This is a genomic window from Brevundimonas sp. SL161 (assembly GCF_049896985.1).
Taxonomy (GTDB): domain Bacteria; phylum Pseudomonadota; class Alphaproteobacteria; order Caulobacterales; family Caulobacteraceae; genus Brevundimonas.
This window is the reverse complement of record NZ_JAFCVJ010000004.1, coordinates 17,148-37,514: the sequence shown is the minus strand read 5'-3', so window position 1 is coordinate 37,514 and position 20,367 is coordinate 17,148. Positions and strand designations below refer to the sequence as shown.

Below are 20,367 nucleotides of genomic sequence, written 5' to 3'. Positions count from 1 at the left end.
GATCAGTCGGCGGGCGGCGGCAGGTCGGCGTCGGTGATCATCGCCGTGCCCTGAGCGTCGGTGACGATCCGGGCGGGAGCCACGGTCGGGTTGGCGGGATAGGTCTGGCCGTCGAAGGCCAGCAGGGCCTCGCCCTCGCCGGTCATCACGCCCAGGTCCGGGCGGCCGTTGCTGGAGGTCGACAGGACCCGGATCGGTGTCTCCACGACGGTCGTGCGGCCGAGCGGAACCAGGCTGTCGCCTTCCCCACCATAGACCAGCAGGGTGCAGCCCGCGTTGCCGCAGTGGCTGGGGAACAGATAGACGAGGGTGATGCGGTCGTCCCCGTCGCCGATGCCGCGCGCGACATAGGTCAGCGTTTCGCCGTCGCCTTCAGCCGCCTGAACCGCCCGGTCCACCGCCGGGTCCGTGACCGGCGAGGCCGCGACGGCCGCCGCCGCTGAGGCCAGAGGCGCAGTCGCATCGGCGGCCGTCGCGGTGGGAGCGGGCGCAGGCTCGGCAGCCGGCTCGGCGCCGCAGGCCATCAGGGCGAGCGCGACCAGCGGGGTCGGGAGAAGGCGGGACAGGCTCATGGGCTCACCGATCAGGCGCGACGCCAGGTCGGCGATGCTACGGCAGAAAGATGCACGGGATGACGCGCGCTGTCGCCCCCACTATGTCTGACGCGATGGACCGATTTGATGTGAGCACGGAGGCCGGTCGCAAGGCGGCGGAGCGGGACTTCTTCTGGAACGACCACGCCTTCCTGCGTCTGGCGTTTTCGAACGCCCACTGGCTGGGGCCCGATCTGGTCCGCACCAACCAGCCCTCGCCGAGGCAGCTGGAGGGCTGGGCGAAGCGGGGGATCAGGACCGTCATCAACCTGCGCGGCGAGCGGGACGAGGGCTACTACTGGCTGGAAAAGGCGGCGTGCGAGCGGCTGGGCCTTACGCTGATTAATGCGCCGCTCGATTCGCGCGATCCGCCGGGCAAGGAGCGGGTCCGCCGCGCGCGGGACCTGTTCCGGAGCATCGAATACCCGGTGCTGATCCACTGCAAGTCCGGGGCGGACCGGGCCGGGCTGATGGCGGTCTTTTATCGCCACTTCCATCTCGGCGAGCCGATCTCTAAGGCGATGAGCGAGCTGTCGAAGAAATACCTGCACAGCCGCGAGGGGTTGACCGGCGTGCTGGACCACTTCCTCGAGGCCTATGTGAACGAGGTCGAACCGACGGGCGTGGGCTTTATGGAGTGGGTCGAGTCCGACGCCTATGACCCCGCGGCGATGCGCAGGGCGTTCCGCGCCAACTGGTGGGGCACGTTGCTGACCGAGAAGCTGCTGAGGCGGGAGTAGCCCCGGCCTCCCAGCCCTAGCCCCAGGGGCCGGTCGGCTTGCGCTTCTGTTCGGGCGTGACGCCGTTTTCCGCGTCGAGCCGGGCCTTGCGGTCGGTCTCCCACTGGCGGAACCAGCGGGCGTAGCCGCGCTCACGACCGAGCACGATCAGCCATAGGCCCAAGGTGGCCAGAAGGCCGACAAGAGCGGCGATCTGGGCTCCGTCGAGGGTCGTGCCGAACAGGTTCACGATGGGCGCTCCGCAGGAATGGCGTCGGCCGGGGCCGGTTCGACGGTCACGGGCGGCGTCGGCGCCGGGGCATTGGCGAAGGGATCAGCCTCCACAGGGACGGCGTTGGCGGGGGTGACGGGATAGTTCCAGGCGGTGTCCTGGTCGATGACGATGTTCTCTCGGGTCGCCGGACGACGAGTGGCGAAGGCGACGATACCTACGCCCAGCGCCAGCAGGGTCAGAACGATCAGGGTCGGGATCATGTGAGCGCTCCTCAGTTGATGCCAACCTACCCGGTAAGAGCGCTCGCGTCCCGGCTGCGGTTCCCGGTGCGACGATCAGGCCTCGCCGCGCGGGTCGATCATGCGGTGCGCATGAAGGATGAAGAAGCGCATGTGGGCGTTGTCGACGGTGGCCTGGGCCCGGGCCTTCCAGGCGGCCTTGGCCTCGGCATAGTTCGGAAAGGCGCCGACGAACTCGACCTTGGACAGGTCGCGGAAGACCGGGGCGTCCAGGTGGCGCAGCTCTCCGCCGATCACGAGGTGAAGCAGTTGGGGGTCGGCGGCGTTGGCGGTCATGGGGGCGTGTCCGGGAGGAGCGGGGATCAGGTCGCCAGCGGGATAGGCGTTGTGCGCCGCAGGATCAACGGGTGCAGGGCCGGCGCGGAGCAGACGAGGCTGGCCTGGCGCGGGTCCGGGCGGTTGAACAGCCACGGTTGGCCGTGGTGATCAGAGACCCTCGCCCCGGCCTCGGCGGCGATAAGGGCCCCGGCGCAGACGTCCCAGTCCCATTTGGGCGTAAGGGCGATGGCCGCGTCAAAGGCCCCGGAGGCGACCAGAGCCATGCGGTAGGCCAGGGCGTTCCGCTTCTCGTAGCGCATCGGCGGCCACGGCTCAGGCCAGTGTGGCCCTTCCATCAGTCGGGCGTCGGCGAGGACGGCGGCGTCGTCCAGGGCATCGACGTCGGAGGCCGAGATGGGGCGGCCGTTGAGGCGTGAGCCGCCGGCCAGTGTCGCCTCGTAGGTCTCGCCGGTTGCGGGGACATGGATGACGGCGGCGACGGGCCGGCCGTCCTCGACCACGGCGATCGGCACGCACCACCAGGGCTGGTTCTTCATGAAGGCGACGGTGCCGTCGATGGGATCGACGACGAACAGGCGGCGGCGCGACAGGCGCTCGGCCGTATCGACGGTCTCTTCCGACAGCCAGCCGTAGTCGGGGCGGGCGGCCAGCAGGGTCGCCTTCAGCATGTCATCGACGGCGAGGTCGGCGTTGGTGACCGGGGAGCCGCCATCCTTGTGGGTGATCTTCAGGCCGCGATCGCGTTCGGCCTCGGCAAGGGCGCCGGCGGCGCGGGCGGCGTCGAGGATCAAGGCGAGATCGGCGGCGAGATCGATCATTTGCCGGCGATGGCGACGCCGTCGATGAGCAGCGACGGGCTGTTGAATCCGCCGCGGAACTCCAGGTCCGATCCGGGCACGAGGCGCATCCACAGATCGGCGAGGTTGCCGGCGACGGTGATCTCGCTGACCGGATACGCCCGCTCGCCGTTTTCGAACCAGTAGCCGGACACCCCGGCGGACCAGTCGCCGGTATTCGCGTTCAGCGACGGGCCGAACATGCTGGTCACGACCAGACCGGCCCCCGCCTGGCCCATCAGACCGTGCAGGTCGACGTCGCCGGGGCTGAGGTGCAGGTTGTGGGTCTGCACGCCCGCCGGGCCGACGAGGCCTCTTGAGGCGTGACCGGTGGTCTTCAGGCCCAGCTGGGCGGCTGCCGATGAGTTCAGCAGCCAGGTGGTCAGGACGCCGTCGTCGACCAGGTTGCGGCGCTCGACCGGCGAGCCTTCGTCGTCGAACGGGGTGGAGGCCATGCCCCGGATGCGGAACGGGTCGTCGATCAGGCTGAGGCCCCTGGGCAGAACCTGTTCGCCCATCCGGTCCTTCAGGAAGGACTGGCCGCGCGCGATCGAGGGGCCGGAGATGGCGCCCAGCAGGGGTGACAACACCTGGGCGGCGACGCGGCGCTCGAAGATCACCGGTGCGGTGGTCGAGGCGATCTTGCGCGGGCCGATCTTCTCGACCGCACGGCGGCCGGCCTCGGCGCCGATGCCGTCGGGGCCGGGCAGGTCGGCGAGCCAGCGGGTGGAACGGGTCTCGCCGCCGCGCTCCATGGCTCCGTCCTTCCCGGCGATGACACCTACGCCGAGCGAGAAACCGGTCGCGGCATAGGCGCCGTCGAAACCTTCGGAGGTGACCAGGCGCCAGCGGCTGGAGGCCGTGCTGGCGTGGCCGCCTTCGGACCTGGAGACGCCGGGGACGGCGAGGGCGACGGCCTCGGCTTCACGGGCGACCTGCTCAAGTTCGGCGGCGGTGCGCTCTGACGGATCCGCCAGCTGCAGGTCCGGGAAGGGGCCTCGGGCCAGTCCGGCGACGGGGACAAGGGCGGCCCAGGGGTCTTCCGGGGCCAGTCGGGCCATGGCGACGGCGCGCTCGATCAGGCGGGCGCGCGTCGCGGCGCTGAGGTCCGAGGCGGAGACGGTCGCCTGACGCCGGCCGATGAAGACCCGCAGGCCCAGGTCGCGGCTCTCCTCTCGCTCCACATCCTCAAGGGCGCCGTTGCGGACGCCAACGGAGAGGGAGGCGCGTTCGGCGGTGGCGGCCTCGGCGGCATCGGCTCCGGCCCGAAGGGCGGCGGCGACGATGTCTTGCAGGAGGTCGGTAGCGGAAAGGCTGTCAGGCATGGTCCGATATGGCGAACCCGGACCGCCCCCGCAACGGGCCTAGAAGGGCTGGCCGCGAATGAAGGCGTGGACGATCAGCATTCCGGCGGCCGTGATCAGGGACAGGAAGGTCAGGCCCATGCCGGCCTTGCGGGCCAGGGTCACCTTGTCCGTCGCCAGACCGAAGGAATGCAGCAGCCGTCCGAGGAACAGCACGCCGCCGACGGCATGGACCGCGTAGGCGGGCATGCCCAGCAGGGTCAGCAGGGCCAACGCGCCCACGCCGACGGGGACATATACCGCGCAGTTGCCGAAGGTGCGCCCCGCCACAGTCAGCTCCGGCTGACCGCCGTCACCCAGTCCGATTCCGTGCTTCTGGCGTGTCATGATCACCCGGATGGCCAGGACGATCATCAGAAGGATCATCAGGCCGCTCCAGAGAGCGGCGGCTTGTGCGGTGGTCATGTCGGCCATGGCTTCTAGTCCTCCCGTCCGACCGGATAGAGTCGGTAGCGGTCATCATAGAACGGGGTTCGCTCGTAGAACCACGCCAATCTGGCGTCGCCATTGGCGGCGAAGGCGGGCTCGGCGGCGACCTTGGCCTCGAACTCGGCCTTCAGCGCCGGATCGGCCGCCATCATGGCCTCGGCCAGGGGCGCGATGGCGTAGCCCTCGATATATTCAACGCGACTGAGAATCTCCGGGAAGAGGCCCCAGGCGAAGAAGCTCTCGCCCGACTGGGGCTCCAGCAGCAGGACGGCGATGTCGCCCAGCGGCTGGTCCGTCGGCACCCGGATGGAGCCGGGGGCGAAGGTCCAGTCGCGACGCTCGGGCGTGACCTCGGTGACAGTCGCCTGGATATGGCCTTCGTTGGGTCGCGGCGCGAGGATCGGGTTGTCGAGGTGCAGCATCTCGACCGATACGGTGCGAGGCGCGGCGAGCGTCTCCATGGTCAGGCCGTGGATACGCAGCCGCTCGATCAGGTCGGAGCGATATGCGGGGACCCAGTAGGCTGTCGGGCGATGCAGGCGGATGCCGGGGCGTGAGCCGTAGTACGGCAGTTGCCACAACTCGGGGTCCGGGCGGCCCAGCCAGCGAACCTCCTGGCGACCGGAGGCCGGGCTGTCCCAGGTTTCGTAGATTACGCCCTTGAACGCGCGGGTCTGGTGCGGAACCGGGTCGGACTCGAAGTTCGCCAGGACCTCGGCGGGACGCAGCGCGCGGTCGGCGGCGATGGCGGCCCGCAGGGGCGTGACGTTGTCGGCGATGAGGCGCAGGCTGGCCTCGAGGAAGACGTAGGTCCCCAGGACACGCTGCTCGTAAGGCTTCAGGCTGTGGTTCTCGATCAGGATGGTCGGGACGTGGGCCGCGTCGCCCCAGCCGTTCGAAAACCGTTCGCCCAGCCCTCCGTCGTTCAGGCCGGCGCGCGGGTTCTGGTCGTCGATGCCGAAGACCAGCGGGCCGGGGACATGGCCCTGGTCCTCGAGCGCGGCGTTCATGGCAGGCTTGAACACGGTGTCGAGCCAGCGGGCGCTGGAGGGCGAGCGACTGAAGGCGTCAAACTCGCCGTTGAAGCCGTAGGTCACGTCGTACTGGTAATCCATCCCGTCGGTGACGTGGATATCGAGGTAGAGGTCGGGTTTCAGGCCGTTGATGAAGCGCCGCAGGGCCTGCATCTCCGGCTGGTCCAGCTTCAGGAAGTCGCGGTTGAGGTTCTGGTTGGTGCCCGTGTTGCGCCAGCCCTGGATGCGGGGGCCACGCTGGTTCGGGCGGCTGTAGGGTGAGGCGCGCTCGTGCCCATCGACCGACAGGATGGGGATCAGGACCAGGTTGGCGCGGTCCAGCAGGTCGCCCTTTGACCCGAAGGCGATGTCGCGCAGCAGCATCATGCCCGCGTCCTTGCCGTCGATCTCTCCGGGATGGATGCCGGCCTGGGCCAGCAGGACGGGCTTCGACGGATCGAGCGTGGGGCCGTCTCGGGAGGCGATCACGGCGTAGATCGGGCGGCCCTCCGGCGAGACGCCGAACTGTTCGATGCGAATCAGGTCGGACGCCGCGTCCAGCCGGTCGAACCAGGCGCGGGTGGCGGCGCAGTTGGGGCTGAAGTCGTGCGCCGGATCGCGTTCGAAATCGGTGATCCAGGGGTTGGAGGCCTCGGCGATCAGCGCCCGGCTGGCGCCGTCCCACTCCAGCGCCGGCGGCAGGAAGGGCAGGTCCCATGGGGCGGTATTGGGTCGTGACTGGGACATGGCGGGACTCGACGCGAGGACCGCGAGGGCGGTCAGGATGAGGACGGTGCGCATGGATCGTTTCATCTGCTCCGAGGTCGTTTCTGGCAAGCCGTCATCCGGTCGGCAGCGACCATCCCCCGGCCGCGATCAGGGTTACGCCTGACCGCGCCACATTGAACATGCTGTAGGCGACCAGGACGATCAGGGCGCCGACGGCGACGCGACGCCAGGGTGCGAAGGCCGCCGTCGCCGAGCCCAGGCTGAAGACGGCGAAGCCGATCCACAATCGCGGCGAGGACAGGGAGGCGAAGCCCGCATCCGCCAGCATGAGGCAGATGAAGATGGTCACGACGATCAGGTTGGCCGCAAGGATGCAGGTAAAGATCAGGCGCCGATGCGCCCAGAAATGGCTGTCCAGATCGATCCGCTCCTCGACCCCTTCGGCCGTCACGCGCGGGAAGGTCACGCTGGCGGCGACGTAGAAGGTGGCGGCCACGACGAGGCCGACGAACAGCAGGGCCAGGTTGAAGGGCGCGCCCCGAAAGATGGTCCAGGCCTGGCTCCAGAAGGTCGCCACGTCCATGGCCACGAACAGGGCCAGCAGCGGCGTCAGCCAGCCGAAGCGTACGCGCTGACGCTCATGCAGCACGCGCGAGAAACCGCCGACCAGTTCGGCTACCGACAGGCCGAGCAGCAGGCCATAGAAGCTGAAGAAGAATTCAAACGCGCTCACCGAGTCCCCCGACTTTTGCAGGAGGGACGCTAGCGAAGGCGACGGGGGCGGTCACCCCCACCCGACGATCAGCCGCGACGGTCGCGCTTGCGCGTGAGGCGGTCGACGATCCCCTGTTCGTCCTCGAGCCGCTCGCGCAGGTCTTCCATGCTGGAGATCTGTTCCGGGGTCGGCGCGGCCAGGGCTTCCAGCGTCTCGATCTGCGATTGCAACGAGAAGACGGCTTCCTCGGCCTCGAACAACCGGTCCTCCTCGCGCGCGGTGAGGGCGGGGCGGGGGGCCTCGCGAAGACGGCGGGTGTCACCGCCGCGGCCGGCCAGAACCTGGGCCTCGGCGGTCGCGGGGATGGAGACGGCAATCGGTGCAGCAAAGGCGATGGCGAGTGCGACGGCGGCGAACTTCATGGGGCGCTCCGGGAGAGAAGTCGCGACGCTATCCACAGCATTGCGGCGCTGTCATGCGAAAAACGCAATGCAGACACATTTGGGGTGAGCCGCAGCCTGTGTGACGCAGCGACGCCACGGTCAGCGGAACAGGCCGGTGATCACAGGCCCGACGAACCCGGTCCGCGAAGGGGGCTGAAAGCGCACTGTGAACGGGACGCTGGAGGCGCTGGGCCCGGTCCCGAAAGGCGGCGCTTCGGTCCGGCTGAGGCTGACGGCTGAGCGATTGCGGCCCCTGAGACGACTGAGCTGCCTATTTCCAGATCGGCGTCCCGTCACCCGGCAAGCCGAGCCGGTCCCACATGTCCGACACCCGCTCGACGACGGCGTAATCCATGCGGATTTCCTCGCCCCATTCCCGCTTCGTTTCCGGCGGCCATTTGTCGGTGGCGTCGAGGCCGATCTTGGAGCCCAGGCCGCTCTCGGGGCTGGCGAAGTCCAGATAGTCGATCGGGGTGTTCTCGATCAGGGTGATGTCGCGGGCCGGGTCCATCTTGGTGGCCAGGGCCCACATGACCTGTTTCCAGTCGCGGGCGTCGATGTCGTCGTCCACGACGATGACCCACTTTGTGTACATGAACTGTCTGAGATAGCTCCAGACGCCCAGCATCACCCGCTTGGCATGGCCGGGGTAGGCCTTCTTCATCGACACCACGGCGATGCGATAGCTGCACCCTTCTGGCGGCAACCAGAAGTCGGTGATCTCCGGGAACTGGGCCCGCAGCAGGGGGATGAAGACCTCGTTGAGCGCCTCCCCCAGCACCGAGGGTTCGTCCGGCGGGCGGCCGGTGAAGGTGGTCAGATAGATGGGGTCGCGGCGCATGGTGATGGCGCTGACCTGGAACACCGGGAAGGTCTCGACCGAGTTGTAGTAGCCGGTGTGGTCTCCGTAAGGGCCCTCGGGGGCGTGCTCGTTCAGCAGCACATGGCCCTCCAGCACGATCTCGGCCTGCGCCGGGACCATCAGGGGCACGGTCTTACAGGCGACCAGCTCGGCCTTGGCCCCACGCATCAGGCCGGCGAACTGGTATTCGCTTAGGGTGTCGGGCACCGGGGTGACGGCGGCCAGGATGGTGCCGGGGTCGGCCCCCAGAACAACGGCGCAGGGCAGGGGCTCGGTCGGTCGGGCCTTTTTGTGGCGGGCATAGTGTTGCGCCCCGCCGCGGTGGGCCAGCCAGCGCATGATGGCGCGGTCCTTGCCCAATACCTGCATGCGGTAGATGCCCAGGTTGAAATCGTCCTCGCGGTCGTCCGACGGGCCCCTGGTGACCACCAGACCCCAGGTGATCAGGGGGGCAGGCTCGCCGGGCCAGCAGGTCTGGATCGGCAGCTTGCCGAGGTCGATCTGGTCGCCCTTGAGGACGATGTCCTGGACGGGTGCGGACTTGACCACCTTGGGCCGCATGGCCAGCACCGACTGGGCCAGCGGCAGCATCTCCATGGCGTCAGACAGACAGCGCGGCGGGGTCGGGTTCTTGAGGAAGGCCAGCAGTTCACCGACCTCACGCAGTTCGGCGGCGGTGGTCCGGGATTTCTTGTCGAGCGTCACCCCCATGGCCACGCGCTTCACCGTGCCGAACAGATTGGCCAGGGCCGGGATCGGGCTGATCGAGCCGTCGGGCATGACCGGCTTTTCGAACAGGACGGCGGGACCGCCGTTGCGGAGCAGCCGGGTCTGGATCTCGGTCATCTCCAGCACGGTCGAGACTGGCTCGGACACGCGGACCAGCTCGCCGGAGGCCTCCAACTGGGCCATGAAGTCGCGCAGGGATTTGTAGGCCATCGGTCGCTTTCGGCTGGGCGGTCAGGGCGCCTGCCTAGGACGGCGTGACGGAACTGTCACCCTTGCCAAGGGCGCTCAGGCCGCGGTCCATCGCCGCGACGATCAGGCCGAGAACCAGGAAGAAGGCCAGCAAGGCGGCCAAGTTCACGCCCGCCCGTTCCCAGCCGAGCGCGCCGATATCGATGAACCAGTAGGGATACCAGCCGATCAACTGGCCGTGGATCACCGTCCAGAGGCCGTAGAGCAGAGGGTAGGCGAGCCACTTCACCGGGTCGATCCAGCGCAGCCGCCCCTTGGGCACGAACAGCAGCCAGTCGAGCACGAAGGCGATCGGCATGACGGTGTGCAGGACCTGGTTGACGTAGACCAGCAGCCCCTGAGGGTTCCAGGTCGCGTCCAGAAGGGTGTGATAGATCAGGCCGACGACGGCAATATACATGGCCACGGCGGCGCGGACCCCTTCGCTGGCCGTCCAGCGGCCGATGCGACTGTCTGGGAACAGGGCCGGAGCGGTCAGGGCCAGGGCGACCAGCACATTGGTCAGCACCGTGAAATAGCTGAAGAAGACAACCGTCGAGCCGAAGACAGACCGCGTCCCCGCTTCCAGTGACAGCGCGTACTGGGCGAGGAGCCCGACCCAGCCGACAATGGCGAACAGGATGCGCCAGCCACGCGCCGCGCCGTGCATCCCCTGGAGCATCAGTAGGCCGGGCTGTCGGAGACCAGGGCCCACATCGGCAAGCGCAGGCGGTTGGTGGCGGCGGCAATCTGGAGCGAGGTCAGATGGGCGCGACCGGCCTCGGCGCGGCGCTCTTGCTCGGGGGTGATCTTCAGGGCCTCGGCGACGGCATCGACATCTACGCCGCGCTGTTCGCGCCAGCGTTTCAGGCGGGCCCCGATTGCTGCGTCACCCGGATCGATGCCGGGGAAACCGAGAACAGAGCCCATGGGTCGCCTCCACGCGCGCCTATGCTGGCGCGTCTGGGGTCAATCCTTGTCCCATTTGAAGTCCTTGTCGAGCCAGTCGCCGAGGCGGCCGTCGGGGCGGGCGAGGGCGTGGATGCGGGCCATCTCCTCGTCGGCGAGCTCGAAATCCCAAATGTCGAAATTCTCGGCGGCGCGTTCGGGCTTCTGCGTGCGCGGGATGGCGATGACGCCCTGCTGCACCAGCCAGCGCAAGGTGACCTGGCCGTTGGACTTGCCGTGGGCGCGAGCGATCTCGCCGATCACGGCATCGTCCGCAATCTTGCCTTGGGCGAGCGGTGACCAGGCGGTGATCGAGGAGCCGAGGTCCTCAGCGGTGGCTCGCAGGGTCTTCAGCGACAGATAGGGATGGTATTCGACCTGGTTGGTGATCAGCCGGGCGGGCGACAGGCGCTGCGCCTCGCGGAACTGGCCAGAGGGGAAGTTCGACAGGCCGATCGACCGGGTCAGACCAGCGTCCTTCGCTGCGTTCAGCGCGCCGAGGGTCTCGGTGAAGGTCGGGGTGGTCTTGGGCCAGTGCAGCAGCAGAAGGTCGGGGGTGAAGCCGAGGCTCGCCGCCGATTCCTCGGCCTGACGAAGCAGGGCGTCGTGCTCGAAGTGGGCGACCCAGATCTTGGTGGTCAACCAGATATCTTCGCGCGCGACCCCCGAATCGCGGATGCCGTCGCCGACTGCCGCCTCGTTCTTGTAGATCCAGGCCGTGTCGATGTGGCGGTAACCGATGCGCAGGGCTTCCGCCACCATGCGGCGGGCGTCGGCGGGCTCGAGTTGCCAGGTGCCGAAGCCGATCTGGGGAAGGCTCAGGCCGTCGATGGTCAGGGAGAGTTGTTCGGACATCGGGGAAGGCTCCGGCCAGGTATCGGGGAGGCCGGATATGGGGGGTATCGATCGGGACGCCACCCTTCAGGCGATGTGAAAGTCGGTCTTCGACACGGTCTTCGGGTGTCATGGCTCCGAGCCCAGCCGCGGGTGGCGCAGATGAAAAAGGCCGCGTCCCTCGCGAGACGCGGCCCTGATCGTTTTGAAAAGGCGTGAGGCCTATTCGATGTCTTCGTTCAGCAGGCCGACCTTGTAGAAGCCGTTCTTCTGCAGGTCATTCATGACTTCCATGAAGGCGTTGTAGCGGACTTCCGGCTCGGCGCGGACGAACACGCGCTCCTCCTGGCAGGCAGGCGAGCCGCCGCCCAGGGCGGCGCAGACGTCCACCGCCAGGGTATCGATCGTGGTCTGCTGCTCGGCGATGAAGATCGAGCCCGTGTCCTGGATCGTGATGTAGACCGGTTCCTTGGGCTCTTCGCCGGTCGGCGGCGTCGCCGGCGGCAGGTCGAGGCGGATGGAGACGGTGGCGAGAGGTGCGGCGACCATGAAGATGATCAGCAGCACCAGCATGATGTCGACGAACGGCGTGACGTTGATGTCCGCGTTCTGGGCGATGGTCTTGCCACCTTGTCCGGCGGGACCTGCGAGCTTGGAGCCCATGCGTTGTTTCTCCATGGAGGCTCGGCCAGCGGGGCGCGAGCGGCGCGTTACGGTTCGGACGGTTTCTTGGCGTCTGCCGCGAGGCTTGTAAAGCGGTCTCGGAAGGAAGTCGGTTCCCTGGAGGCGGTTTTCGCGTGTCGCGCGCAACAATCTTCCCCCATCGGGGGATGTGGATCGAAGGCCAGTGAAGAGACGGGGGAGCTCACCGCGAATTCGGTGTTTGCGGCCGGCCCCCTCCACCCCTTCGCGGTCCCCTCCCCGAGGGGGGGGCGTTCTAGCCCTTGGCCAGCTTCAGGAAGCGTTCGATCAAGGCCGGGTCCGACTTGAAGGCCCCGGTGAAGCGGGTGGTGATGGTCGAGACATGGCGGTGATGCACGCCGCGGGTCGTCATGCACTGGTGCTCGGCGTCGATCAGGACGGCGACGCCAGCGGGATTGAGGTTGTCCTCAAGCGCCTTGGCGATCTCCTGGGTCAGGGTCTCCTGCGTCTGCAGACGCTTGGAGAAGATTTCTACCACGCGGGCGATCTTTGAGATGCCCACGACCTTTTCGGTCGGCAGATAGGCGACATAGGCCTTGCCCAGGAAGGGGGCCATGTGGTGCTCGCAGTGGCTCTCGACCTCGATCTCGCGCAGCAGCACCATGTCGTCATAGCCCTGCACGTCCTCGAACGTGCGGCTCAGTTCCTTGGCCGGATCGGCCGCATAGCCCTCGAACCATTCGCCATAGGCGTCGACGACCCTTTTGGGCGTGTCCAGCAGGCCTTCCCGATCCGGATTGTCACCCGACCATGCGATCAGGGTGCGCACGGCGGCCAGGGCCTCCTCGCGGGTCGGGCGGGACAGATGATCGTTGCCGACGAGAGTCGGTCTGGAGGCGTTGGCGTCCATGAAGTGTTTTCTAAGCGACCAGTAGCGCCGGAACGAAGGTTCCGGTTTGACGCGCGTCGCTCTCCCTTTTCGATGACGTCGGCTATTCGCCGCGTCGACACGGCTATATGGGACGCAGGGCCCGTCCCGCAAGAAAACCGACTGCACCGCGATCAAATGACACTGTACCTGCACGACACCCTGCGCCGCGAGAAGCGTGCCTTCGTCCCCCGGGACCCGGAACGGGTGACGCTCTACGTCTGCGGCCCGACGGTTTACGACTACGCCCACATCGGCAACGCCCGCCCGCCCGTGGTGTTCGACGTCCTCGTCCGGCTGCTGCGGCGTGAATACGGGGGCGAGAGCGTGATCTACGCTCGCAACGTCACCGACGTGGACGACAAGATCAACCAGAAGGCCGCCAAAGAGGGCGTGCCGATCGGCGAGGTCACGGCCCGCTACGAGGCCGCCTATCTGGCCGATATGGCCCTGCTCAACGTGTCGGCGCCGGACATCGCGCCCCACGTTACCGACCACATGGACGCGATCATCGAACAGATCGGCGAGATCGTGGACGCAGGCTGCGGCTATGTCGCCGAGGGCCATGTGCTGTTCGACGTGTCCTCCTATCCGGCCTACGGCGCGCTGTCGGGGCGGAACCTGGACGACATGATCGCCGGCGCCCGGGTCGAGGTCTCGCCCTACAAGAAGAACCCGCACGACTTCGTGCTGTGGAAGCCGGCCAAGGCCGACGAGCCCTCGTGGCCGAGCCCGTGGGGTGAGGGCCGTCCAGGCTGGCACATCGAATGTTCGGCCATGATCGAGAAGACCCTGGGCCTGCCGATCGACATCCACGGCGGCGGCATCGACCTGGTCTTCCCCCACCATGAGAACGAGATCGCCCAGGGCGTGTGCGCCCACGGCCATGCGCACGGCGAGGCCTCGCACGAGGAGTACAGCCGCTACTGGATGCACAACGGCTTCCTGACCGTCGATGCGGAGAAGATGTCCAAATCGGTCGGCAACGTCCTGTTGCTGCACAACCTGGTGCAGGCGATCCCGGGCGAGGTGGTGCGCTGGGCGCTTCTGTCGGCCCACTATCGTCAGCCGCTGGACTGGAACCAGTCGCTGCTGGATCAGTCGCGCAAGAACCTGGACCGGCTGTACGGGGCCCTGCGTCGCGCCGAGGCGATCGCGCCGCTGGGCGACATGCCGTCGCCGGAGTTCCTTGAGGCCATCTCCGACGACCTCAACACGCCGGGGGCCATGGCGACGATGTTCGCCCTGTCCAGCGAGATCGAGCGGGCGATGACGGCCGGAGATCACCACGCAGTGGGAATCGCCAAGGCCGAACTGGCCGCCTGCGGCCGGATCATGGGCGTGCTCCTGTCCAGCCCGGACCAGTGGTTCGAAGGCGGCGCCGACGAGTCGCTGAAGGCCGAGGTCGAGGGGCTTCTGGCCGAACGGGTCACCGCGCGCGCCGAAAAGAACTGGCCCGAGGCGGACCGCATCCGCGACCGGTTGACGGCGCTGAACGTCGTGGTGATGGACGGTCCGACCGGTGCGACCTGGCGGCTGAAGGAGTAGGCGCCGCTCTCAGAGCCGCCTGAACGCTGCTCCCGTCGTGTCGAACAGGTGCGCGCGCGCGGGGTCGATATGCAGGGTCAGGGCCTCGCCGACCTTGGGACGTATGTCGCCGGACAGTTGCACCGTCAGGGTCTCGCTCGCTCCTGCTTGCGAGACATAGGCATAGGTCGCATTGCCCAGGGTCTCCACGAAGGCGGCCTTCCCCCGGATCGCATCGCCGGGGCCTGACAGCGTCAGATGCTCGGGTCGCACGCCCAGCATGACCGACTGACCCGTGCTGGCCGGGCCCGCGTCAACGGCGACGTGCACCGTCTCGCCCGCCGCTGTCCGCACGGTCGCGCCTGCCGCCGACGCTTCGACCACCTCGGCCGGGATCAGGTTCATCTTCGGGCTGCCGATAAACTCGGCGACAAAGCGGGTGCGGGGGTGTTCGTAGAGCGCCATCGGCGCCCCGACCTGTTCGATCATCCCGCCGTTCAGGACCACGATCCGGTCGGCCAGGGTCATGGCCTCGACCTGGTCGTGGGTGACGTAGATCATGGTCGTCTTCAGCCGCTCGTGCAGCGAGGCGAACTCGTAGCGCATGCGCACGCGCAACGCGGCGTCGAGGTTCGACAGCGGCTCGTCGAACAGGAAGACCTGGGGCTCGCGCACGATTGCGCGGCCGATGGCGACGCGCTGACGCTGGCCGCCGGACAGGGCCTTGGGCTTGCGATCGAGCAGATCGACGATGTTCAGGGTTTCGGCCGCGGCCATGACCCGGCGCTCGATCTCGGCCTTGTCTGTCTTCGCCAGGCTGAGCCCGAAGGCCATGTTCTGGCGCACGCTCATGTGCGGATAAAGGGCGTAGGACTGGAACACCATGGCGATGCCCCGGTCGGACGGCGACAGGGCGTTGACCCCCCGCCCGCTGATCGAGACCTCGCCCGCGTCGGCCTCTTCCAGACCGGCGATGACGCGCAGCAGGGTCGACTTGCCACAGCCGGACGGACCCACGAAGACCACGAACTCGCCGTCGGCGATGGTCAGGTCGACACCCTTCAGAACCTCTGTCGCGCCGAAGCTCTTGCGAATGCCGCTGAGTGCGACGTCGGCCATCGTGTCTCCTGTCCCGGGGTCGTCTCTTGCCGGGACTGTAAGCGGTTACGCGGGGGCGGAGAAGGAGTTTCGGTCACGATCCTTCTCCCCTTGCGGGAGAAGGAAACAGATCAGCCGTTCGGCTTCTTCTTGCCCTTGAAGGGCTTCTTCTCGCCGGCCGGCTTGCCGTGCGCGTCCTTGGCGGCCCAGGGACGGTCGCCGCCCTTGGGCTTGCCCTTCCAGGGCTTGTCCCCGGGCGCGGCCGGAGCGGCGTCGGAAGCGGGCGCCCACGCGGTCTTCGGACGGTCGGCTTGGGGCTTCTTCACCCACGGCTTCTTGCCCTCGGGCGTCGGTGCATCCGATGTGCGCTTGACCCATTTGGGCCGTTCACCGTCGGCGGCGGCGGCCGGAACCGTCTCGCGCTTGACCCAGGGCTTCTTCTCGCCGGCCGGCTTGTCCTCGCGCGGCTGCCAGGCGGGCTTGTCACCATCCTCGCGGGGTTTCCACGCCGGCTTGTCCGCACGCGGCGCGCGATCGCCGCCCTCGGTCTTGTTGGCCCACGGCTTCCGCTCCGGACGATCACCACCATCGCCGGCGGGCTTCTTGTCCCAGCGGCTGGCGGGACGCTCCTTCGGCCCCGTGGCCACGGCGTCGTTGACGGTCACGCCGTCCTCGGTACCGGCCGCGATGGCGGCGCGGAACTTGGCCTCGGCCGCCGTCGTGATCTCGAACTTGGTCTCGCGGTCGAAGATCTTGATCGAGCCGATGTCGCCCTTGGTCACGTGGCCGAGGCGGCACAGGGTCGGCAACAGCCATTTCGGATCGGCGTTCTTGTCGCGACCGATGTTGATGCGGAACCAGACCATGTCGCCGCCGCGGGCGAAGTCGCGCAAGGGGCCGTCGGCCTGGCCGCGATCATTCACGCCGCTGACCTGGGCGCGCTTCATGCGCTCGTCGTCATAGACCTCTTCCGGGGCCGGCAGCTTCTGGCGATAGAGGCGGATCAGGGAGGCGGCGACCTGTTCGGGCGTGGTGCGCTCGAGCAGCAGACGGCCCAGCTCCAGGGCCTCCTCGTCCTCGACCGGCGCGGTCAGGGCGGGATCGGCCAGCAGTCGCTCGCGATCCTTCTCCATAATCATCTCGGCGCTCGGAGGCCCCGACCATTCGGCGACGATCGAGGCCGACTGCAGCATCAGCTCAACCTTGCGACGGCGCGTATAGGAGACCAGCAGGACGGAAACGCCCTTCTTGCCCGCGCGGCCTGTCCGGCCCGAACGGTGCAGCAGGCCGGCCTTGTTGACCGGGATCTCGGCGTGGATGACCAGGCCCAGGTCGGGCAGGTCCAGACCGCGCGCGGCGACGTCGGTGGCGACGCAGACGCGGGCGTGGCCGTCACGCAAGGCCTGCAGGGCTTCGGAGCGCTGGCTCTGGGTCAGTTCGCCCGACAGGCCGACGACGGAGAAGCCGCGTTCGCGCAGCGACGAGGTCAGATGCTTCACCCGCTCGCGCGTGTTGGCGAACACCAGGGCGCCCGGAGCCTCGAAATAGCGCAGCACATTGACGACGCCGAGTTCGATCTCATTCGGGGCGACGCGGATGGCCTTGTATTCGATGTCGGCGTGCGACTTGTTGCCGGCGACCGTGTCGATGCGCACGGCGTCGCGCTGATAGGTCTTGGCCAGCTGGACGATGTCGCGGGCCAGGGTCGCCGAGAACAGCAGTGTACGACGCTCGGGCGGGGCGGCGTCGAGAATGAAGGTCAGGTCTTCCTGGAAGCCCATGTCCAGCATCTCGTCGGCTTCATCGAGCACGACGGCGCGGGCTTCCGACAGGTCGAGGGCGCCGCGTTCCAGGTGGTCGCGCAAACGGCCGGGCGTGCCGACGACGATATGAGCGCCGCGCTCCAGCGCCCGCCGCTCGACCTTGGGGTCCATGCCGCCGACGCAGGAGACGATGCGCGCCCCGGTCTGGGCGTACAGCCACTGCAGCTCGTTGGAGACCTGCTGGGCCAGTTCGCGGGTCGGGGCGATGACGAGGGCCAGCGGATTGCCGAAGTCGGTGAACTTCTCGGCGTCGCCGAGCAGGGTCGGGGCCAGGGCCAGGCCGAAGGCCACGGTCTTGCCCGAGCCGGTCTGGGCCGAGACCAGCAGATCGCGTCCGGTCCCGTCCTCGGCCTGTGACGCCTCCAGCACGGCGGATTGCACCGGGGTCGGCTCGGCATAGCCGCGTTCGGACAGAGCGCGGTCTAGCGCGGGATGGCTGGCAGGGAAGGGCATGGCAGTTCCGTAGGGCGCCGGGCCCGAATTGGCGAGCGGCGCGGGGCGTTCATAGAGAGCGAGAAATCAAGCAGGGGCGAGATTTCGCGGGGCAGGGCCTTTGGTCCCCGATCAAGGCCGAATGAGGGTGATGCGGCGAGATCGTGTCGGAATCTGACCCTCGTTCCGCGAGCCAGTGACACTGGGGTCGACAGGGGCCAATGTCCGCCGGTCTTTCGGGGGTTAGAATCGTCATGCGCAACGTCCTGTTTTCTACGGCGCTTTCACTGTCGCTGGCGGCCGCACCGCTGCTGACGGGGCCGGCGATCGCCCAGCAACGGCTTCAGCCGGGCGGATCGGTCCAGGGCGACCTGTCACGCGGCGACGACCAACTGGACACCGGCGAGTTCGTCGATGTCTACGAGGTTCAGGGCCGGGCGGGTCAGCCGCTGTCGGTGGTCATGCGCTCCGATGATTTCGACGCCTATCTGCTGGTCCGAGGCCCGGGTGACTTCGAGGAAGACAACGACGACTCGGGCGACGACGGCACCAATGCGGGCCTCGACGTGCGCCTGCCCGCCGACGGGACCTATCGCATCACGGCCACGAGCTATGAGCCGGGCGAAAGCGGCCGCTATACCCTGTCAATGAGCGGAGCTGGCGCTGGTGCGCGCGCCCAGGCGGCCGGCGGCGGTCGAGGCCCCCAGAACGCGGGCGGCGGCATGCTGCAACCTGGCCGTGGCGCATCTGGCGCCCTGGCCCAGGGTGACCGCAGGCTGGAAGCCGGTGAGTTCGCAGACGACTGGGAACTGCAGGTCCGGCGCGGCGAGACCTACACGGTCAGTCTCGATGCCGGCGATTTCGACGCCTATGTGATGGTGCGCGGACCAGGGGGCCTCAGCGAGGACAATGACGACGATCCGGGCCAGCGCGGCGGCCGCAACAGCCGCCTGACCTTCACTGCCGTCGCCGATGGTACGGTGGAGATTTCGGCGACCAGCTTCGGCGCCAATGAGACGGGTCGCTACCAGATCCTGGCCGAACAGGGCGGACGCGCGCCCTTTGCCGGGGGCGGCCGTCAGCCCCAGCCGACCTACCAACCGCCGTCGCGTCAGGCGGACGGCGTGATCCAGCTGGGCCAGACGATCAACGGGAACCTCGGGCAGGGCGATCGCCAGCTGAACAGCGGCGAATACATCAACACCTACACCCTGCGCGGCCGCCGTGGTCAGCAGCTGGACCTGCGCCTGTCGTCCCCGGTGTTCGACCCGTACATCGCCATCGAGGGACCGGGCCTGTCGGAGTTCAACGACGACGATCCGGACGCCGACGGCAGCCGCGACAGCCGCCTGTTCGTGACCCTGCCGCAGGATGGTGACTACCAGATCACGGCGACCAGTTACGAAGCCGGCGAACAGGGTTCGTATCGTCTGGCGGCCCTTCCGGCCGACGGCCGTGCGTTGCAAGGGCGTCCGCGTCAGGACTCCTACGTCGAGGATCGCGGCCAGCGTCAGGACGTGGAGGGCGGTTCGATCTCGATCGGCGACACTGTCGGGGGCGCGCTTCAATCGGGCGACGAGCAGCTGGACAGCGGCGAATACGTCGACACATTCACGTTCACTGGCCGACGCGGCCAGCGGATAGCGGCGGAACTCACCTCTTCGGCATTTGACGCCTACATCATCCTGACCACGCCCTCGGGCGAACAGCTGGACAACGATGACGGCGAGGACGGCACCAACAGCCGTCTGGACACAGTCATCCAGGAAGACGGCGAGTATCAGGTGATGGTCACCTCCTACGCCGCCGGCGAGACCGGATCGTACCGGTTCGCGGTCGTCCCGAGCCAGGGATCGCCGCGCCAGGCTTCGGTCCAGGGCGGCCCGCGCGTCTTCGCCATCATGGTCGGCATCTCTGACTACGGCGACGTCGCCAACGATCTTCCGTACACGGATGAAGACGCCGAGAAGCTGGCCGAGACGCTGCAGCGGGGCGGGGTGTTGAACCCCTCCAGCGTCGTGCTGACCAATGCTGAGGCCACCGTCGGCGGCGTGCGTCGCGCCTTCCAGCAGGTCTCGCGTCAGGCCGGACCCGACGACATGTTCCTGTTCTTCTTCTCCGGCCACGGCAGCCAGGAAGACACCCAGGCCAGCTCGGTGGAGCCGGACGGCCGCACCGAGTCCATCGTCCTGCGCGACGGCGAGATCACCGACCAGGAGATGGCCCAGCTGTTCGACGGGCTGAACACCCGCCTGTCACTGCTGGTGCTCGACAGCTGCTTCTCCGGCGGCTTCGCCCGCAACGTGGTCGACCGCCCGGGCGTCATGGGCCTGTTCTCGTCCGAGGAAGACCTGACCAGCGCGGTGGCCGACAAGTTCGAGGCCGGCGGCTATCTGTCCCACTTCCTGCGCGCCGGTCTGGCCGGGGCGGGCGACGGAGACGGCGATGGCGCCGTGACGGCGGGCGAACTGGCCACCTATCTGCGCCGCCAGTTCGTCGCCGAGGTCGATAACGTCGAGGCCGAGACCATGGAAGGCCAGCGCAACTACCAGAATCTGGTCATCGACCGGGGCGGGGTGCAGGTGGACGACGTCGTCCTGCGCCTGGCCTCCAGCGGCTATAACTCTGGTTCGCACTGAGCCTGTCCCGATTTCAACAGGAG

General features: G+C 68.0%; 21 protein-coding genes. 3 read left to right on the top strand and 18 right to left on the bottom strand.

Annotated features, from left to right (window positions below):
- Positions 1-2: 2 nt before the first annotated feature.
- Positions 3-572, bottom strand: a complete 570-nt coding sequence (locus ACP7AU_RS04930) for a hypothetical protein (protein ID WP_426050698.1) — start codon at positions 570-572, stop codon at positions 3-5.
- Between the two features lie 95 nt (positions 573-667).
- Here ACP7AU_RS04930 and ACP7AU_RS04925 point away from each other — a divergent pair, with 95 nt between their 5' ends.
- Positions 668-1,333, top strand: coding sequence for a fused DSP-PTPase phosphatase/NAD kinase-like protein (locus tag ACP7AU_RS04925; RefSeq protein ID WP_426050792.1), 666 nt, complete (start codon positions 668-670; stop codon positions 1,331-1,333).
- A gap of 16 nt (positions 1,334-1,349) precedes the next feature.
- Here ACP7AU_RS04925 and ACP7AU_RS04920 read toward each other — a convergent pair whose 3' ends face one another.
- The 15 genes from ACP7AU_RS04920 to folE all read right to left on the bottom strand — a co-directional run bounded on the left by ACP7AU_RS04920 (position 1,350) and on the right by folE (position 12,807).
- Complete coding sequence (locus tag ACP7AU_RS04920; RefSeq protein WP_426039576.1) at positions 1,350-1,562, bottom strand: hypothetical protein; 213 nt, start codon at positions 1,560-1,562, stop codon at positions 1,350-1,352.
- Positions 1,559-1,807: a hypothetical protein gene (locus tag ACP7AU_RS04915; RefSeq protein WP_426050697.1), complete on the bottom strand. Its 249-nt coding sequence runs from the start codon at positions 1,805-1,807 to the stop codon at positions 1,559-1,561. The genes ACP7AU_RS04920 and ACP7AU_RS04915 overlap by 4 nt, the downstream gene beginning before the upstream one ends.
- Positions 1,808-1,882: 75 nt before the next feature.
- The gene (locus ACP7AU_RS04910) at positions 1,883-2,122 is read right to left on the bottom strand and encodes a DUF4170 domain-containing protein (protein ID WP_426039574.1); all 240 of its coding nucleotides are present in this window, start codon (positions 2,120-2,122) and stop codon (positions 1,883-1,885) included.
- A 26-nt stretch (positions 2,123-2,148) separates the two neighbouring features.
- Positions 2,149-2,943 (bottom strand): 3'(2'),5'-bisphosphate nucleotidase CysQ, encoded by a 795-nt coding sequence (locus ACP7AU_RS04905; protein WP_426039573.1) that lies wholly within the window; start codon positions 2,941-2,943, stop codon positions 2,149-2,151.
- Positions 2,940-4,286 carry a TldD/PmbA family protein gene (locus ACP7AU_RS04900; RefSeq protein ID WP_426050696.1) on the bottom strand — a complete coding sequence of 449 codons (1,347 nt, stop codon included), beginning with the start codon at positions 4,284-4,286 and terminating at the stop codon, positions 2,940-2,942. Before ACP7AU_RS04900 ends, ACP7AU_RS04905 begins: the two co-directional genes overlap by 4 nt.
- A 39-nt stretch (positions 4,287-4,325) precedes the next feature.
- The gene (locus ACP7AU_RS04895; RefSeq protein WP_426050695.1) at positions 4,326-4,739 is read right to left on the bottom strand and encodes an MAPEG family protein; all 414 of its coding nucleotides are present in this window, start codon (positions 4,737-4,739) and stop codon (positions 4,326-4,328) included.
- A 5-nt stretch (positions 4,740-4,744) separates the two neighbouring features.
- Complete coding sequence (locus tag ACP7AU_RS04890; protein WP_426050694.1) at positions 4,745-6,568, bottom strand: M14 family metallopeptidase; 1,824 nt, start codon at positions 6,566-6,568, stop codon at positions 4,745-4,747.
- A 40-nt stretch (positions 6,569-6,608) separates the two neighbouring features.
- Positions 6,609-7,229 (bottom strand): hypothetical protein, encoded by a 621-nt coding sequence (locus tag ACP7AU_RS04885; RefSeq protein ID WP_426050693.1) that lies wholly within the window; start codon positions 7,227-7,229, stop codon positions 6,609-6,611.
- A 68-nt stretch (positions 7,230-7,297) separates the two neighbouring features.
- Entirely contained in the window at positions 7,298-7,633 is a 336-nt protein-coding gene (locus ACP7AU_RS04880) for a hypothetical protein (protein ID WP_303694401.1), read from the bottom strand.
- Between the two features lie 292 nt (positions 7,634-7,925).
- Positions 7,926-9,455 (bottom strand): UbiD family decarboxylase, encoded by a 1,530-nt coding sequence (locus tag ACP7AU_RS04875; protein ID WP_426050692.1) that lies wholly within the window; start codon positions 9,453-9,455, stop codon positions 7,926-7,928.
- Positions 9,456-9,489: 34 nt separating this feature from the next.
- Positions 9,490-10,155 carry a Pr6Pr family membrane protein gene (locus ACP7AU_RS04870; RefSeq protein ID WP_426050691.1) on the bottom strand — a complete coding sequence of 222 codons (666 nt, stop codon included), beginning with the start codon at positions 10,153-10,155 and terminating at the stop codon, positions 9,490-9,492.
- Positions 10,155-10,403: a helix-turn-helix domain-containing protein gene (locus ACP7AU_RS04865; protein WP_426050690.1), complete on the bottom strand. Its 249-nt coding sequence runs from the start codon at positions 10,401-10,403 to the stop codon at positions 10,155-10,157. Before ACP7AU_RS04865 ends, ACP7AU_RS04870 begins: the two co-directional genes overlap by 1 nt.
- 39 nt (positions 10,404-10,442) lie before the next feature.
- Entirely contained in the window at positions 10,443-11,276 is an 834-nt protein-coding gene (locus tag ACP7AU_RS04860) for an aldo/keto reductase (protein ID WP_426050689.1), read from the bottom strand.
- A 201-nt stretch (positions 11,277-11,477) separates the two neighbouring features.
- The gene (locus tag ACP7AU_RS04855) at positions 11,478-11,918 is read right to left on the bottom strand and encodes a biopolymer transporter ExbD (protein WP_426039590.1); all 441 of its coding nucleotides are present in this window, start codon (positions 11,916-11,918) and stop codon (positions 11,478-11,480) included.
- 274 nt (positions 11,919-12,192) lie between these two features.
- A complete protein-coding gene (gene folE / locus ACP7AU_RS04850) occupies positions 12,193-12,807 on the bottom strand; it encodes a GTP cyclohydrolase I FolE (protein WP_303694410.1) in 615 nt (204 codons plus the stop codon).
- Positions 12,808-12,963: 156 nt separating this feature from the next.
- Here folE and cysS point away from each other — a divergent pair, with 156 nt between their 5' ends.
- A complete protein-coding gene (gene cysS, locus ACP7AU_RS04845) occupies positions 12,964-14,373 on the top strand; it encodes a cysteine--tRNA ligase (RefSeq protein WP_426050688.1) in 1,410 nt (469 codons plus the stop codon).
- A gap of 9 nt (positions 14,374-14,382) precedes the next feature.
- Here the strand turns inward: cysS and ACP7AU_RS04840 are convergent, their stop codons facing one another.
- Both ACP7AU_RS04840 and ACP7AU_RS04835 read right to left on the bottom strand, forming a co-directional pair.
- A complete protein-coding gene (locus ACP7AU_RS04840) occupies positions 14,383-15,471 on the bottom strand; it encodes an ABC transporter ATP-binding protein (RefSeq protein WP_426050687.1) in 1,089 nt (362 codons plus the stop codon).
- Between the two features lie 110 nt (positions 15,472-15,581).
- Entirely contained in the window at positions 15,582-17,726 is a 2,145-nt protein-coding gene (locus tag ACP7AU_RS04835) for a DEAD/DEAH box helicase (RefSeq protein ID WP_426050686.1), read from the bottom strand.
- 233 nt (positions 17,727-17,959) lie between these two features.
- Between ACP7AU_RS04835 and ACP7AU_RS04830 the strand changes: the two genes are divergently transcribed.
- A complete protein-coding gene (locus tag ACP7AU_RS04830) occupies positions 17,960-20,344 on the top strand; it encodes a caspase family protein (RefSeq protein WP_426050685.1) in 2,385 nt (794 codons plus the stop codon).
- Positions 20,345-20,367: the final 23 nt, after the last annotated feature.